General features: G+C 61.4%; 13 protein-coding genes. 5 read left to right on the top strand and 8 right to left on the bottom strand.

All coding sequences use genetic code 11. From position 1 onward, the window contains the following. Positions 1-122 precede the first annotated feature (122 nt). Positions 123-1,865 (bottom strand): IlvD/Edd family dehydratase, encoded by a 1,743-nt coding sequence (locus tag ACOCG7_RS01450; protein WP_083082036.1) that lies wholly within the window; start codon positions 1,863-1,865, stop codon positions 123-125. Positions 1,866-2,017: 152 nt separating this feature from the next. Here ACOCG7_RS01450 and ACOCG7_RS01445 point away from each other — a divergent pair, with 152 nt between their 5' ends. After that, entirely contained in the window at positions 2,018-2,977 is a 960-nt protein-coding gene (locus ACOCG7_RS01445; RefSeq protein WP_083082034.1) for a LysR family transcriptional regulator, read from the top strand. A 19-nt stretch (positions 2,978-2,996) separates the two neighbouring features. On the opposite strand, the gene ACOCG7_RS01440 is transcribed toward ACOCG7_RS01445, so the two are convergent. Beyond that, on the bottom strand, positions 2,997-3,416 hold the full coding sequence (locus ACOCG7_RS01440; RefSeq protein WP_083082032.1) for a hypothetical protein: 420 nt from the start codon (positions 3,414-3,416) through the stop codon (positions 2,997-2,999). Positions 3,417-3,563: 147 nt separating this feature from the next. Between ACOCG7_RS01440 and ACOCG7_RS01435 the strand changes: the two genes are divergently transcribed. Further along, positions 3,564-4,187, top strand: coding sequence for a TetR/AcrR family transcriptional regulator (locus tag ACOCG7_RS01435; RefSeq protein WP_073428781.1), 624 nt, complete (start codon positions 3,564-3,566; stop codon positions 4,185-4,187). A 12-nt stretch (positions 4,188-4,199) separates the two neighbouring features. On the opposite strand, the gene ACOCG7_RS01430 is transcribed toward ACOCG7_RS01435, so the two are convergent. From ACOCG7_RS01430 to mqo, 3 genes are all read right to left on the bottom strand, one after another. After that, the gene (locus tag ACOCG7_RS01430) at positions 4,200-6,134 is read right to left on the bottom strand and encodes an EAL domain-containing protein (protein WP_154872358.1); all 1,935 of its coding nucleotides are present in this window, start codon (positions 6,132-6,134) and stop codon (positions 4,200-4,202) included. 807 nt (positions 6,135-6,941) lie between these two features. Then, the gene (locus ACOCG7_RS01425; protein WP_083083033.1) at positions 6,942-7,424 is read right to left on the bottom strand and encodes a lipocalin-like domain-containing protein; all 483 of its coding nucleotides are present in this window, start codon (positions 7,422-7,424) and stop codon (positions 6,942-6,944) included. A gap of 45 nt (positions 7,425-7,469) precedes the next feature. Beyond that, positions 7,470-9,185 (bottom strand): malate dehydrogenase (quinone), encoded by a 1,716-nt coding sequence (gene mqo, locus ACOCG7_RS01420; protein WP_421376562.1) that lies wholly within the window; start codon positions 9,183-9,185, stop codon positions 7,470-7,472. A gap of 330 nt (positions 9,186-9,515) precedes the next feature. Between mqo and ACOCG7_RS01415 the strand changes: the two genes are divergently transcribed. Together ACOCG7_RS01415 and ACOCG7_RS01410 are read left to right on the top strand one after the other, a co-directional pair. Next, a complete protein-coding gene (locus ACOCG7_RS01415) occupies positions 9,516-9,959 on the top strand; it encodes a VirK family protein (protein ID WP_159442554.1) in 444 nt (147 codons plus the stop codon). A 135-nt stretch (positions 9,960-10,094) separates the two neighbouring features. Next, positions 10,095-10,613, top strand: coding sequence for a hypothetical protein (locus ACOCG7_RS01410; protein ID WP_143326535.1), 519 nt, complete (start codon positions 10,095-10,097; stop codon positions 10,611-10,613). A 75-nt stretch (positions 10,614-10,688) separates the two neighbouring features. Here ACOCG7_RS01410 and ACOCG7_RS01405 read toward each other — a convergent pair whose 3' ends face one another. Beyond that, positions 10,689-11,444, bottom strand: coding sequence for a carboxypeptidase regulatory-like domain-containing protein (locus ACOCG7_RS01405; RefSeq protein ID WP_318557855.1), 756 nt, complete (start codon positions 11,442-11,444; stop codon positions 10,689-10,691). Positions 11,445-11,556: 112 nt separating this feature from the next. After that, positions 11,557-13,809, bottom strand: a complete 2,253-nt coding sequence (locus ACOCG7_RS01400) for a YjbH domain-containing protein (RefSeq protein ID WP_227470521.1) — start codon at positions 13,807-13,809, stop codon at positions 11,557-11,559. 223 nt (positions 13,810-14,032) lie between these two features. On the opposite strand from ACOCG7_RS01400, the gene ACOCG7_RS01395 reads away from it, so the two are divergent. Next, positions 14,033-14,590 (top strand): hypothetical protein, encoded by a 558-nt coding sequence (locus tag ACOCG7_RS01395; protein ID WP_143326534.1) that lies wholly within the window; start codon positions 14,033-14,035, stop codon positions 14,588-14,590. 38 nt (positions 14,591-14,628) lie between these two features. Here ACOCG7_RS01395 and ACOCG7_RS01390 read toward each other — a convergent pair whose 3' ends face one another. Beyond that, on the bottom strand, positions 14,629-15,909 hold the full coding sequence (locus ACOCG7_RS01390) for a DUF3443 domain-containing protein (RefSeq protein WP_083082021.1): 1,281 nt from the start codon (positions 15,907-15,909) through the stop codon (positions 14,629-14,631). Positions 15,910-15,913 lie beyond the last annotated feature (4 nt).

Below are 15,913 nucleotides of genomic sequence, written 5' to 3'. Positions count from 1 at the left end.
CTGTTTTTTCAATGCGCTTGCGCGGCTTCCATGCGGCCCCACGCGACCCCACGCGGCCCGTTATCCGTTGTCGCGTCTAGTCGCGAATCAGCAGCGCGCGCGTCGGGCTCGCCGCGCTCTTCTCAATGCGAATGGCGCGGCACGGCGGCGCCCCGGCAGCCGACCAGGAAGTCGAGGTCGCAGCCTTCGTCCGCCTGCAATACGTGGTCGATATAAAGACGCTGGTAGCCGCCTTCAGCGGGCGCCGGCGGCGGCGTGTGACGTTCGAGACGGCGCGCGAGTTCGGCGTCGCTGATGTCGAGGTGCAACGAACCGGCGTCGCAATCGAGCTCGATCCAGTCGCCGTCCTGCACCGCGGCGAGCGGGCCGCCCGCCGCCGCTTCCGGCGTGACGTGCAGCACGACCGTGCCGTAGGCGGTGCCGCTCATGCGCGCGTCGGAGATGCGCACCATGTCCTTCACGCCCTGGCGCAGCAGCTTCGGCGGCAGGCCCATGTTGCCGACTTCCGCCATGCCCGGATAGCCTTTCGGCCCGCAGTTCTTCATCACGAGAACGGAGTCCGCGTCGACGTCGAGCGTCTCGTCCACGATGCGCGCCTTGTAGTGATCGAAGTCCTCGAACACCACGGCGCGCCCGCGATGCTTCAACAGCGCGGGCGTCGCGGCCGAGGGCTTGAGCACCGCGCCGCGCGGCGCGAGATTGCCGCGCAGCACGCGAATGCCGCCGTCCGCGAGCAGCGGATTGTCGAGCGTGCGAATGACCTCGCTATCCGTGATCGGCGCGTCTTTCACGTTGTCCCACAGCGCCTTGCCGTTCACCGTCAACGCGCCCGGATGCGGCAGCAGGTCCGCTTCGCCGAGGCGGCGCAGCACGGCCGGCAAGCCGCCCGCGTAATAGAACTCTTCCATCAGGAAGCGGCCCGAGGGCATCAGGTCGACGATGGTCGGCGTATTGCGGCCCACGCGCACCCAGTCGTCCAGATCGAGTTGCACGCCCATGCGGCCGGCAATCGCCTTCAGATGGATCACGGCATTGGTCGAGCCGCCAATCGCGGCGTTCACGCGAATCGCGTTCATGAACGCTTCACGCGTCAAGATTTTCGACAGCGTCAAACCTTCATGCGCCATCTCGACAATGCGAATCCCCGACATATGCGCGAGCACGTAGCGGCGCGAATCGACGGCGGGAATCGCGGCGTTGTGCGGCAGCGAGGTGCCGAGCGCCTCGGCCATGCAGGCCATGGTCGAGGCCGTGCCCATCGTGTTGCAGGTGCCCGCGGAGCGCGACATGCCCGCTTCCGCCGAGAGGAACTGGTGCAGATTGATCTCGCCCGCCTTCAGCGATTCGTGCAGTTGCCAGACGGCCGTGCCCGAGCCGATGTTCTTGCCGTCGAGCTTGCCGTTCAGCATCGGCCCGCCCGTCACGACGATGGCCGGCACGTCGCAGCTTGCCGCGCCCATCAGCAAGGCGGGCGTGGTCTTGTCGCAGCCGGTGAGCAGCACCACCGCGTCAATGGGGTTGCCGCGAATCGCTTCCTCCACGTCCATGGCCGCGAGATTGCGCGTGAGCATCGCGGTGGGCCGCAGGTTCGATTCGCCGTTCGAGAACACCGGGAATTCGACGGGAAAACCGCCCGCTTCGTAAATGCCGCGCTTCACGTGCTCGGCGAGCTTGCGAAAGTGCGCATTGCACGGCGTGAGTTCGGACCAGGTATTGCAGATGCCGATCACCGGACGGCCATCGAACGCGTGATCGGGAATGCCCTGATTCTTCATCCAGCTTCGGTACATGAAGCCGTTCTTGTCGGCCGTGCCGAACCATTGCGCGGAGCGCAGTTTGTGTTTCTTATCCGTGTTATCCGACATGCTCGCTTCCTGAATGCTGGTGCCTGCTCGACTGCCGCCCCTTATTCGTGGATGGGGCGCTTCTGGAATGACGAGTGTACGGATCGGCCTGATATCCTTCTAATGAAACTTTGAGCCGAACCGATATCGTTTTATGGATTGATGTAAACCCTATGCTCGAATCGAATCCCTGGTATGTGCGAACCCGCCTGAAGACGCGGCAACTCCTGCTGCTCGTCGCGCTCGACGAGGAAGGCAACATTCACCGCGCGGCGGCCACGCTCAATATGACGCAGCCGGCCGCGTCGAAGCTGCTGCGCGAACTCGAAGAGATGGTCGACGCGCCGCTCTTCGAGCGCATGCCGCGCGGCATGCGGCCCACGCTTTACGGCGACGTGATGATCCGCCACGCGCGCGCGGTGGTCGGCAGTCTCGATCAGGCGCGCGAAGAAGTGCTCGCGTTGAAGTCGGGCCAACTCGGGCGCGTCGCGGTCGGCACGATTACGTCGCCGGCCGTCAGCCTGCTGCCGGCGGCGATCGCGCAAATCAAGCTGGAGCATCCGGGCCTGAGCGTGAGCGTCGAGATGGAGAACAGCAACGTGCTGCTCGAAAGCCTCGCGCAAGACAAGCTCGATCTGGTGATCGGCCGGCTTTCCGCCGAGCACGACAAGCTGCACTTGCGCTACGAACCGCTCGCCGACGAACAGGTTTGCGCGGTGGTGCGGCCGGGGCATCCTTTGCTCGGCGCGGCGTCGCTGGCCTTGTCCGACGTGGCCGGCGCGTCGTGGGTCGTGCCGCCCGCGCAGAGCGTGCTGCGGCATCGCTTCGAGTTGATGTTTCAGCGGGAAAGCCTGGCGCCCCCATCCGATGTGGTCGAGAGCGCGGCGCTGCTGGTCGTGACGAGTCTGCTGGAACAAAGCGACATGGTCGCGGTGCTGGCCGCCGAAGTCGCTCACTACTATGCCGGGCACGGCATGCTGTCGATCCTGCCGCTGCGCATGCCGCTGCGAATGGACGACTTCGGCATCATCACGCGCACCGGCAAGCTGTTGTCGCCGGCGGCGGCGCAGGTCGTGCGCGGGTTGAAGCGAGCGGCGGGCGAGTTGTACAAGGGCGCTGAAAGGTCGATGTAAGCGGACCCTGGCGCGGACCTTAACGTTGGGGCGGCTGCGGATTATTCGCCGGATTGGAATCGAACCTCGATACACTTCGAATCGCGCCCTCGCCCGTCAACGCGAGCAATTCGGCTTCGATGACGTCCGCGACTTCCTTGTCGTAGACTTCCTCGCCATTCACGTAGACGGTAAAGGACTGCAAGTACTTCGCCTTTTTCTCCGGATTCTCGATGGTCGCCCGCGTCCATTGATGCAGCGGAAAGTTTTCGGTGCCCAGTCTTTCGGCTTCGCTCACGTAGTCGGCGAACGCGTCGAACTGGCATTTCAACGTCGCGTCATGCCTGCGTAGAATCCCGCGAAGCGCCGCGTGCGGCGGGTTCGCAGGCTCGCGGCGCAAGGCGTCCGCCAGTTCGGGCGAGACGGTGATCCTCAACTGGAATTGCCATGCGGGCTCCATGCCTACCTCCGTGTCGGAATCGAGCGACCTGCAGTCGGCACGCTCATGGACTGTAAAATAAAGAGTAACCGACATCGCGGCCCGGCAGAAGACCGTCGATCACTACAACATCAACCGCGCACATCCGCACCACGCACCACACACTTCATGGACAACCCCACTCGTTCCGAACGCTCCCGCCGAGCGGCGCTTCAGGCGGCGCTCACCATCATCGCTCGCGACGGTCCGGGTCAGCTCACGTTCGACGCGATGTCGCGCGAGAGCGGCATTAGCAAGGGCGGGTTGATGCATCAGTTCCGCACCAAGACGGACGTGCTGAAGGCGCTGCTCGAGCACGACATCGCGCATTTCGAAAACTTCTCGCAGCGCTACCTCGCGCAAGCCGGCGACACGACGCCCGAGGCCAATCTCGCCGCCGAGATCGCGACCATGCGCGAAGCCGCCGAGAATCCCCAGGCCGGCGGGTTTGCCGTTCTCGCCGCGCTGGTCGAGGACCCCACGCTGTTGTCCGTCACGAAGGAAATGAGCGCACAGAAGGTCAAGCGGATCAAGGCCGAGGCGGCCGATCCCGATCTGGCGCTGCTGCGCTGGTCGGCGGCCCGCGGTCTTGTGTTTACGACGCTGTTGGGGCTTAGCCCGCTTTCGGAGAAAGAGCGCGGCCGTCTGTTCGATCGCCTGCTCGACGATAGCCAATGGCCCGCGGCTGCCGAAACCAAAACGAAGCCGCGTGCCGCACGCGCGCCGCGTGCCGTGAAGAAAAGCAGCCTGTAGGTTCGCCGCCGCTCAAGCCTTATTGGCGGAATGGGCGGCGATTTTTTCCTCGATCTGCGCAATCTCGCTGCTGCGTACCGGCTTGCCGAGAAGAAAACCCTGAGCATGCGTGCATCCGCACGCGCGCACGAAATCCAGTTGCTCCTGTGTCTCGATGCCTTCGGCCGTGGTGGGCATGCCGATTTCTCGCGCGAGGGCCACGATCCCGCGCACCACTGCGGCGGATTCGCGTCGATGCGCGGACTCCTTGACGAACGAGCTGTCGATCTTCAGCTTGTCGAACGAGAAACGCACCAGCGTCGACATGGTCGAAAAACCGGTGCCGAAATCGTCGAGCGCGAGTCCGATGCCCAACGCGCGCAGCCTCGCGACGTTGCGGCGTGTGACGGTATCGTCGCTCAACAGCACGGTTTCCGTGACCTCGATATTCAGGCGCGTGGGCGAGAGCCTCGTCTTGCGAAGAATCGCAGCCACGCTCGACGCGAACGTTTCCTCGCGCAATTGCACCGGCGATACGTTGACGGCGACCGGCACGCGGTCGCGCCATGTCGCCGCTTCCTTGCATGACTGCAACAGCGCCCATTCGCCCAATGCGAGGATGAGCCCGGTACGTTCGGCGGTGGGAATGAACGCCGACGGTGCGAGTTCGCCGCGAGTCGGGTGCGTCCACCGCATCAGCGCCTCGCGGCCGGAAATCGCACCGTTGCCGAGATCGACGATCGGCTGATACTCCATGCGCAAACCGGTCAACGACCTCAGCGCGCCCTCCAGATCGCTTCGCAAAAGGCTCAGGCTTTCGTCGGATACGTGCTTCTCGGCGTCGAAGAGGGTGAACGCGCTCTTGCCGCTACGCTTGACCGCGTACAACGCGCGATCGGCGCAAATCAGCAGTTGCGGGCCTGTTCGTGCATGTTCGGGATAGCGCGAGACGCCCACGCTCGCGCCGATATGCACCAGCGCGTCGCTCAACGTGAATGGACGCGCCAGTTCTTTCACGACGCGATCGCCCAGCAGACGTATGTCGCGGGCCTCGCCAGTCGTGCCGCAAATCGCCACGAATTCATCGCCCGCCAGGCGTCCGACCACATCGCCTTCCGGCAGGACGTCGCGCAATCGAATCGCGACTTCCTGCAGAATCCGATCGCCCGCGGCGTGGCCGAGACTGTCATTGATGGCCTTGAAACCGTCGAGATCGATCAGCAGAACGGCAAACGATTGATTCTGGCGCAACGGGTCCGCTTCCGTGCGCTCCAGCAGCAGTTCGTTGATGCGTGCGCGATTGGGCAGGCCGGTCAGGCTGTCCTGGCGGGCAAGGCGATGACTGTTTTCGCGCGCGAGGAGCAACGCGACCGTGTCGCGATTGCTGCGCAGTGCGACCGCAAAAAAACCGGCGGCGCAAAAGGGCGCCTGAAATAACAGCACCAGTTTGCCGGAGCCGGGCGAAAGCGCCGCGCCTAAACCTAATAGCCCGAGAATGAAGCTGATCTGCAGCAACACGAGCCGCGGTATGCCGGCATTGCGTCCGGCTAGCCCGCCGATCACGCCCACCGCGCAAACGTTGCCGAGTAGAAAGAGCGTCTGGTCTCCGCTGGTATTGCACAAAAAAGCACCGTAGCCGAATAGCGCGCTCCACAGCAGGCTCGCGAACAGAAACGCGGACGTGGGCGTGGGCCGCCCTTCGGCGCTGCGCCGGCAGCATAGCCAGATCAATAGCAGACGCGCTGTCAGCAACGCGACAACGGCGCTGCCCCACGCCGCATAAAGCGCAGTGGGATAAAGGTAGTAAGCGGTAACGCAGACGCTGATTTCGCAAATCGACGCGAAGACGATGGACGCGGTTCGCGTGAATAGATTGGCCAGCAATATTTGCCGGTTGTCCGCGCTCAGATGCTGGGCGGAAGAAACGACCCACTTGAAAAATGGAGACCTTGGTTCGCTGAAAGCCATGACCTGCGCATCTTTGACGGTTAGTGAGTCGAAATGGTGCGCAGCAATTATTACGTAAACATTAGACGTGAGGTGGGTTTCGCTCCGCGAAGATGCTAAGGGACTTCACGCACCACGATGAATGCGGAATTGCAGGGCAGTGGTTCGACCGCCCTGCAAAAATGGCTTCAGCCTGGAAAGGCCCCGCATCTTGCGCCGCCGTCTATGGAACCGCGCATGTCGACTTGCACTCGGTGCATACGGCCATCGCATGCGCTTTCGTAGTCGATATGTACCGCTCGCGCGGCCGGAGATGAGATGGTCGGCCGACCAGGCATGTCGTCGTCGACGCCCACCGGCCGCGAGTCACTGGCCGTGACGGCAATGACGCGCGACTCGGTGACTACTGCCTGTGAATAGCTCAGCGTCGGAGCCGCCAATACAACGAAGATGCTAGAAAGCACCGCGGTTTTGAACATGATTCGCCTCGCAGGAGACTTTGAAAAATTAGGTCTTCGACCCGTGAGCGCCCCCTGCCATTGACCCGTTCCGATGTGCCGGCTTCGACTTGAATTTTGGTTATTGCAATGCAGCATTAACGCTGCGCCTGTCAGAAAGACCTGTCAAGCGCGGTCACGGGGGCGGCTAATGAATAGCGGTCCGCGCTCGACCATCCGATAATCAAACGATCGAACAAGGACGCAAATAAAGTGAGGGGCCGTTGACTCGCGTTGCTCATCGGAATGCGTCGTGCGGCGAAGGCGGAGACGGCGCAGTCCGGATTTGACTACTGCATTTGATAACCGCTGCGCTGCTCTATGCAGTCGATCATGGCGTGATCGATATGTCGCGCTCGAAAGTAATAATCGACCGTGTCGTGCCGGGCCAGTTCGGCATCTGCCGCCACGGCGTCAGCACTTCCAGGCGGTCGCCGGCGAGATGGAATTCACGACACTGCGTCGTGCCGACCCACTCGGGGTTCCAGGCCGCCTCGACGTTGGTGCACCACTGATTGTTCTCGGTACGCTCGACGCCGGTGTAGGCCACGAGGCTGTTCAGGAGGGCCGCCTTCTCCGCGTCGCTCTTGCCGGCCTTGCGACCGTCGCCGGTCAATACGAACGCGACACGATGGTCGGCCGCGAAAATCACTCGACCGCTCGGATGCTCGCCCATCGCCGGGATCTTGCCGCCGGTGTGCTTCGATTCGACCTCGTAGGAAATCAGATGCCACGAGCCCGACAGTGCGGAGGGTTCTGCCCGCGCCGCGCCGGACGCACCTGCGATGGAGATAAGGACGGCGACAGCCGCCATCGACCATGATTTCATCATTTACCTTTTATGAACGCTTGCTGTGGTTTATAGCGCCACGTCAGTTGCGGCCTTGGCGGCGTGCGATGCCGCGGGATCGGGCTTTAAGGCGGGTGTTGAATCGGGCTTCGAAGCGGGCTTTAATGCGGGCTTTAATGCGGGCTTCGCCGCGACGCCGATCGCAGGCGGTGGCGCGAGCTGCAACACGGCGCTGGTGTACGTCCATTCCTCATGGACCTTCGCCGGACTGTCATTGAGTTTCGTGCCGTAGCTCGGGACGATCTGACGAATCCTGGCCTGCCATGACGGCGTGGAGACCTTGTCCTTGAACACCTGCTCCAGCACGCCGAGCATGATCGGCGCCGCAGTCGATGCGCCAGGCGACGCACCGAGCAGGCCGGCAATGCTGCCGTCTTTCGAACTGACGATCTCCGTACCGAGTTTCAGCACACCGCCTTTCGCGCTATCGCGCTTGATGATCTGCACGCGCTGTCCTGCTTGCCATAGGCGCCAGTCTTCCTTCTTCGCCAGAGGAAAGTACGCCTTCAACGCATTGAAGCGGTCTTCGTCCGAGAGCATGAGCTGGCCCGCCAGGTATTCGACGAGTGGAAATTCATCGATGCCTACGTGCGCCATCGGCATGACGTTGTTCGTGTTAGTGCTTTTCAGAAGATCGAGGTATGAGCCATTCTTCAGGAACTTCGTCGAGAAGGTCGCGAAGGGGCCGAACAGAATGATTTTCTTGCCGTCGATGATTCGTGTGTCGAGGTGAGGAACCGACATCGGCGGCGAACCCACGGACGCCTTGCCGTAGGCCTTCGCCAGGTGCCGATTCACGACCTCGGGATTTTCCGTCACGAGGAACGAGCCGCCGACGGGGAACCCGGCATAGTCCCTGGCCTCGGGAATGCCGGATGCCTGTAGCAGTTTCAGCGCACCGCCGCCTGCGCCGATGAACACAAATTTCGCGTCGACGTCGTGTTGCGGGCCATCGGAATGGGTTGTCACATACGACACCCGCCAACTGCCGTCACCGTTGCGCGTGATGCTTCGAACCTCGCTGGACAGCGACAGACTGAAATTAGGCTGGCTTTGCAGGTAGCTGACGAACTGACGCGTGATCTCGCCGAAGTTCACGTCTGTACCCACCGGGGACCAGGTCGCCGCGACCTTCTGCTGCGGATCGCGGCCTTCCATCATCAGCGGCACCCACTGCTTGATCTGCTCGACGTCTTCGGAATACTTCATCCCGCGAAATAGCGGACTTGCCTGCAGCGCGTCGTAGCGCTTCCTGAGGTAACGCACATTGTCGTCGCCCCACACAAAGCTCATATGCGGCGTCGAATTGATGAATGAATGGGGGTTTCGGAGTACGCCGTTCGTGACTTGCCATGACCAGAACTGCCGTGATACCTGAAACGCCTCGTTGATTTCGACGGCTTTCGAAATGTCGATATCGCCGTCCGGTTTCTCCGGCGTGTAGTTGAGCTCGGCGAGCGCCGAATGTCCAGTGCCCGCATTGTTCCAACCGTTAGAGCTTTCCTGCGCCACGCCGTCGAGTCGCTCGACCATCATCATCGACCATTCGGGTTCGAGTTCATGAAGCCAGATGCCGAGCGTCGAACTCATGATGCCGCCGCCGACCAGCAGCACGTCGACCTTTTTGATCTCGGCGGCATGCGCGGACAGTGCCGCCACGGAAATAACGAGCCCCGATAAAAGTACTCGTATCGACGGCAAGTTACTGTGGAATCGGCTACCCATGACGCACTCTCTCTTAATGATGAGTTGCGCATCGTAGCGGCACGGATGAAATGCAGGGCCTCGACGGGACGAAACGAGTGAGCCGGTGGCGAAACAGAAAATGGTCTCGCGGATTCCGACCGGCCGCTGGAACGAACCGCTGACTTTTATGGCCCGTTTCTTCGTTTGCGAGGACACCGGTTCTGTTTAACGTGACACCCGACGATGAAGCGCACCGTAAACTCTTCGGCGACGCCCACTTTCAACCTTCCTCTCCCGGGCCAAAGAAGTTCGTTTACAGCCGAATCATCGCCAATTCGTTTCATCCATTCCGATTGCGAGGTCCTTATCTTGAACTTGAAGAAGCTGCTTGTTGTGCTGTCGCTCATCGCTCCCACTCTCTCTGCGCATGCCGGGCAGACCGTCCAGCTATCCAGCCTGGACGATGTGGAAAACGCCCTGAACCGGGGCGCCGACGTATCGGTAACGGTCGACCTGACGAAGTGCGCCCCTACAGGCACCACGACTTCTCCCGGTACCACGCGCGGCGGCCTGAAGATCAATGCCTTCCGAATCACCCCGGACGGCACCCTCAGCTTTGCCGACGAGCACGCCACGGTCGATTCCAGCGGTCAGCCGATCTGGCAATTCATCCGCTATCGCGTGAAGCCCGACCAGACCATCGCCTTTTCGACCGATCTGTTTTCGCTGCCGTCGTATAGCCGGCTGATGCCGGAGATCAACTACGCGTGCGCGGTTAATCAAGGCGTCGCGTTTTTCACGGAACGTCACTAGACGGTTCGACGATGTGCGTTTCGGGCCGGTTCGCGACGCCCGAACGCCCAGGGAAGTGGCCCGGCCTCGCCGCCTCCTTCGCTTGGCCGCGTATGGCCGCGCCATAGCGTATGCAACGGTAGCTAAGAATTCACCATGTCGAAGGTATTGGCGGGAAGCGGCACCCAGGCGCTGACTGACTCTCTAACAGCAGAAACCCCCGAGGAAACTGCTACACGGTCGCCTGCGCATCTCAAGGCAAGGATCGGTCAAGGACTGGACGACTTGAAGTCGACAGCCGCGCACCGCAAGCCGTCCTCGATGGACCGGCCAAAGCTCATGCGCGCACTGCAGACGCGGCAGCGGCTTCATCGCTTGCGCCACGAACTCGGCCAGATCAATCCTTCGCCATCGAGTTCAGAGGAGGCGCGCGACGAAATCATCAAGGCAATGGCACGGGCGAGTCTCGACAACTGGAGCGTGCCAGAATTGACTGACGAGTCAGCCGTGCATTATCCGGACGGATCGATATGCATCCGCCTCGTGGCCCATACGATCTTCTTTAATCCCACTGGCGCGTTCGGGATCGTGGATAGGCATCCGCCCGGGAGGCTGTACTTCGACATGGCAGGACAAGGCGGCGTCGGCTTTGTGCTGCCTTTCGACGCACAATAAACGGCACCCGCAGGCCCTCCTGATTGAACGAGTCCAATCGGAATGAACCTGCCGGCCTCCGCCGACGAAAGCTGGCTACGTCCCCGTTCCGCCTGTTCCGCCCGTGCCACCCGTACCGCCAGTCGGCGTAGGTGAGCCGCCGCCGCCCGAAATGGGTGCTGCCGCGCCAGCGGCAAGCGCCGCGGTGGCGAGCGATGCGACAGGCTGACCATTATTCGTAATCGCTCCGGCGGCCAGCAGCGCGTCGAGATCCGCGTCCGCCCCAGGTTGGCCCGGCGTGAACGACACAGTCAAGAACGAATTCGTGGACAACGTCACGCCATACAGACTCTTTATCAGTTGCGCCACCGCGTTCTCGGCATTCGTTATTACCGTGCTATTCGTCAGTGCGCTCTGGTAAGTCGAATTGGTCGTAATGCCGCTAATCAAACCATTGAGCGTCGTGCCGAGCTGTCCGGCCAGGTAGGTCAGAAGCAGTTGGGTAAGCGGCGTGATGTTATAAGTGCCCGCGGCGATGGCAAATGAATTGAGGGAGATCGAGCCACTTGTGACCGTCAGCAGACATGGACCGTCGAAGTGGAAGGTACTCGAAAATGCTCCGTTCGAATCGGAATTCACGTTACTGGAGCCGTTCTTGCAGCTTATACGGATCGCCCCGTTGGCCACCGGATCGCCGACCGCCGCCGTTCCCTTGATCGTGGCAGTCGGCGAATCGCCGCCGCCTCCACATGCAACGAGCACGCCGCTCGCAAGCACAATCGATCCAAGCTGCAACGCGCGCCACGCGCGGGTGTTAACTAGCTTCATGGTTTCTCTCCGAGAGAAAGTCACTCACAATTTCACAGGCGGATAAGCCTGCACTGTCGCTACTTCCTGCAAACTGGCTTCGCAAACAACCCGCGGCGCTTTCTGTGGCAGTGGAAGAACCGGTTGGTTCGCCATGTCAATCCTGCTTCGACGGCCTGTCGTCCGGTCGCGCATAACGGACGTACGCGTCACGCATGCGATACATCTGCGTCGAAAAATAGGCCGCGCTAAAACGTCCCTGGTTCAGCAGCAATTGCCCGGTGCTATAGGGAAAACTGATGTTTTGCGTTACACCAGGCGAGAGGTAGTTGGTCGATCCAACGCGCGTGCGGAAATCCAATGCAAACGACTGAGGCCCATCGACCTGGGTAATGCCCGGCTTCATACCTTGACGCGGCGTGAGCGGGAAGCTGATGCTTGCACCCACGAAGCTGGCCCGGCCGCTGTGTTCGCCATGCACACTCACGGAGACATCGTCGAACCAGCGGGTCAGCGTGATCAGGGGACCCTTGTCGCCCCCCACATAGCGCGCCACCCCGGCCTCGATCCATAGGTTCCACGATGGCTGAACCCATCGGTAGGTGAGCATTGCGTTTTCCTGGTGCGGCAGCGAATCTTCACCCGGTTGCTGGCGTAGATACGCGAGACGTAGTCGAACGAGGTCCGGGCGGCCGGGAACGAATGCAGTCGTTTCGTTCTCGATGCCAACGTAGCGGTAGTTGAACCGGCCTACGGCGGCCACGTTCAGCACCCCCGGCATGATCCAGAAACTCTGTGCCAACGCCGCGGTGGCCAGCCCGCCGCGCAGACGGTATTGGCTGAACACCCGGCCGTTGTCCATGTTCTTCGTGTTGTACAACGGTGCGATGTAGCTTGCGTACAGTTCAGCGCCCCGCCAGAGCGGCACGAATCCTTGAATATTCGCCCCGAACGAAATATCGAAGTTGCCGTACTCGGTGCCATAGAGATAACTCGTCACGGGCGAGATCTGAATGCGCGTGAGGCCGTGACGCCGATCGTCGCCGTGCCATGCAATCGAGTCCGCGTCATAAGTCGGTCGCGTTCGCATCGTCATCGATGCGCTCGCCGTTGTGGGCGATCCACCGGTGAGGAACTGCTGGTACGCTTCACGATCGACGGCGATATCGGCGAGCGGCTCATTGGCCTTCTTGACGACCGCGCGTATCCGCTCGATGCCATGCGGTGCATTGATGCTCGCCACGCCCAGCACGATGCCAAGCGCGTCAGCCTCGTTCTGGTTGTACCGGTGGTTCTCGTATTCGACGATGAGATCCCGGCCGCTGATCCCCACGCGCACGCGTTCGAGGCCTGCGGCAAAGAGCTGCGCGGCAATCGAATCGAGCGCGGAAGCGTCCAGCGGCTCGGAGATAGCCGGCGCGTCCTTAGCGGACACCGCAGCCGCTGCATTCGCCATGACGACAGACGCGTAGGATCGCGACGGCGGCGCAAATGGAACCGCCTCTCCCGCAAGCGGATGCGCCTGGTCCGCCGTCTCTGGCTCGTGATGCGGCTGCACGTCATGCGACGCGATCGCTTCGCTCGCGCCTGGGTCCGTTTGCGCCTGTTGAACTGGAGCGCTGGTTCCGTCGCACAAACCGTCTGCGCAGCGCTCTGAACCAAACCGCTTGCCGAACGGTATCTGAATCCCGACCGAGATCGACGTGCGCGGCGACACGCCGTCTGTCGATCTGACCGCGCGCATTATCGTGGCAATCACGTTGGCATCCGCCAGCCAACTGATGCGAGGCGACTGATAGCGCATGCCTACGTAGGGCGTCTTCGAGTCGTGTTCCGCCAGCAGCGAGAGCCCCGTGTGCCAAAGCGACAACTGGGCGCCGCCAAACGGGCCATCGAGCCGGTCGCCTTGTCCATAGCCGACTGTCAGGTTGAGCGGCCCGAACGGTTGTGATACCGCGCCATACTTCGAGCGAAAGAAATGGGTTTGACCGCCGACGTCGGTCATGCCGAACGCAATGGCCGGTTGATATTTGAAGAACTTCGGCACGGTCAATTTGACATCGGCCATCAAATGACGAAGGACGATATGGTCCTGTCCCGCGAATCGCGACGACACCTCCGCCGGATAGTTCGCCAGCCCACCGGCCACCTCGACATACGGAAAGAGCCCGACCGCACCCCAGTAGATCTGGGAACCCGTCGCCCGCGCACCGTACCGGGGGTCGATGTAGTTGTTGAATTGTCCTTCGCCGACCCCTTCCGGCAATGGGAACGCATACGGAATCACCAGGCCGCCTGCCTGGCCGAGCGAGTTCAGTGCCGGGTCGACAGCATGCGCCGACGCCGAAAATGCCAGTGCCGCGCCGAGTGCCAGCGCTTGCGGCGCGAATTGAGGTCGATATGCGCGCAATGTCCACAGTCCCTTTTGTGATGAAGCCGTTGACGGATGGTTTAACCAAACAGGGATCACATGACAGGACCGATCGACTCCCTGGACTTCTCCACACAATCAGCTTCTCTCGACGAATCAGAGAATTTCGTCAGCACGCGCGAAAGCGTGCAACCCAGCCTCGCGCGACTGTTGCTCTGCAAATAGACAAATGCTGTACGGGCTGGGAAGATGCGGTGCCCGCATGAAGCACCAACGGAATCCGCATGAGCGGTGTCGGGCAGACTCTGCTGGCAAGGTGGAAGATCGCCATGAGCGTCCCGGCGCATCTAATGACGGCGAGCAGCGGCAAGGCGGTCTTCGTATCGGCACGCCGCCCTTTTCGATTCGCAATTGCCTTGCGTTGAGCGCGGCGGTGCCCATCGGCCCACAACACCTGCTCACCACCGCAGACTTGCTTCACGCACGATTGCACGATTGCAACGAAGCGCTTCCGCAAAAAGATTCAAGCGCCGCCCGCCACTCGTCCCTGCTTCCCGATCTGCCGCCCGCATCACATCTTTATCGTTTAACTGTCTGGAACTTCACACTGAAGCGCTTTCGTCATCAGAGTCGATCCTATAGAACAATTAAAACTTTCGACACCGCGTGTCCGAATGAGACCCAATGTTGGCGAATGCAGTCATGCGTGAGGGCGGCGCATCGTTGCGTCGCGTGTACAGGTAATCGGTGGAATGCTAATTGGCTTTTTTTAGTTCTTGAAGGTATTCAATCGAGCCAACCAGGTATCGGCATTGAATGATCGATCCGCCGCAAGACGCCAGATGATCGCGGCGTCTCTCAATACGCGATATAGGGACCCGCTCCGCCGGGCGTCGGTTGTTGCTCGACAGCGGCATAGACGCTACGCCCGTAGAAGAATGGCATGCCCCAAACGAAGATCGTCGAGGAGACGAATGCCGGACCGGCGAGCAGCGGCATCACTGAATTGCCGCCGCGACTCAGCTTGAGCTCCGCGGCATTGCCGACAGCAAACGAGACAGCGCTCGTCGTGCCATTTACACCTTCAATCATCGCGCTTAATTGCTGGGTGGATAAGGGGCAATAATACAAGTCGTTCGGACTCGCGCAGACAGGCAGCGCGCTGGTTTGAAAGAATAGCCCGTTCGAGCCGCTGTCCATCATGCCCCTCGAATAGCTCGTGCCATTCAACACCGTTCTGAACGTGCCGTTGGACGGACTGAGCCCGATCACCTGCGCACTGCCCAAGCCGTTATTGCTCTGCGTACCAATGCCGAACACCAGTTGCCCGGTAAGCGAGGTTTCGCCGCTCGGCGACGCAGCCGGCAACGTCAAGATCGAACCGTTGTTATTGGTCGCGAAGTAGGGAATCGGATTGCCAACCTGCAGGTTTTCCGCGACCGCGATCGACGTGCAAGTGTTTTCGACGCAGCCGTAATAGGTCGCCGGCACGGCACTGCGCACGCAAGCCGGACCGCAATCGCGCTTGAACACGCCAATGCCGAGCACTCCGTTGGCTGCGAGACTCACGGGTGAGTTGCGTGACGCGCCGAGACTGCTGCAGTCGGACGGTATCGCGCCATAGTTCGGGTCGATTGCCTGAATGGGCAACGACGCCGCTTTTTCACCGCCGATCAGTACATCGGCAAGCTGTACCGAACCCCACGTATAACCATCGAAGAACTGCATGCATTCGGCGAGCAGATTACCCGCACCGTCCTTCTGCCGCGGCAGTACCAACGAGGGCGGAAGTTGCGAGGCGAACACGCGCAGCCCCGACGAGCCGGTGTCGACCTGGACGTGATCGATGGTTTGACACTGCGTCGTGCCCGGCACGCACAGCGTGATGCTGACGAAGGGCATATTCGGCACACCGATCACGCCGAAATCGACGGTCACCGCGGTGGTGTTAGATGCCGGCAGTTGCGACGCGGGCGGTGTACTCGTGAGCGACTGCGCTGGCGCCGTTGCGCTGGATGAATTGCTGCTCCCGCCGCCGCCGCCGCCTCCCCCGCATCCTGCCATTAACACCGCGAGCAATGTGGCCGCGAGCAACTTGAGAAGCGGACCTGAGCCAAGGAGCGAATCCGGATCGCGCATGATT

It is taken from the genome of Paraburkholderia sp. DD10, assembly GCF_049177125.1.
Lineage (GTDB): Bacteria > Pseudomonadota > Gammaproteobacteria > Burkholderiales > Burkholderiaceae > Paraburkholderia > Paraburkholderia terricola.
The sequence above is the reverse complement of the archived record's forward strand: the minus strand, read 5'-3'. Positions and strand labels throughout refer to the sequence as shown.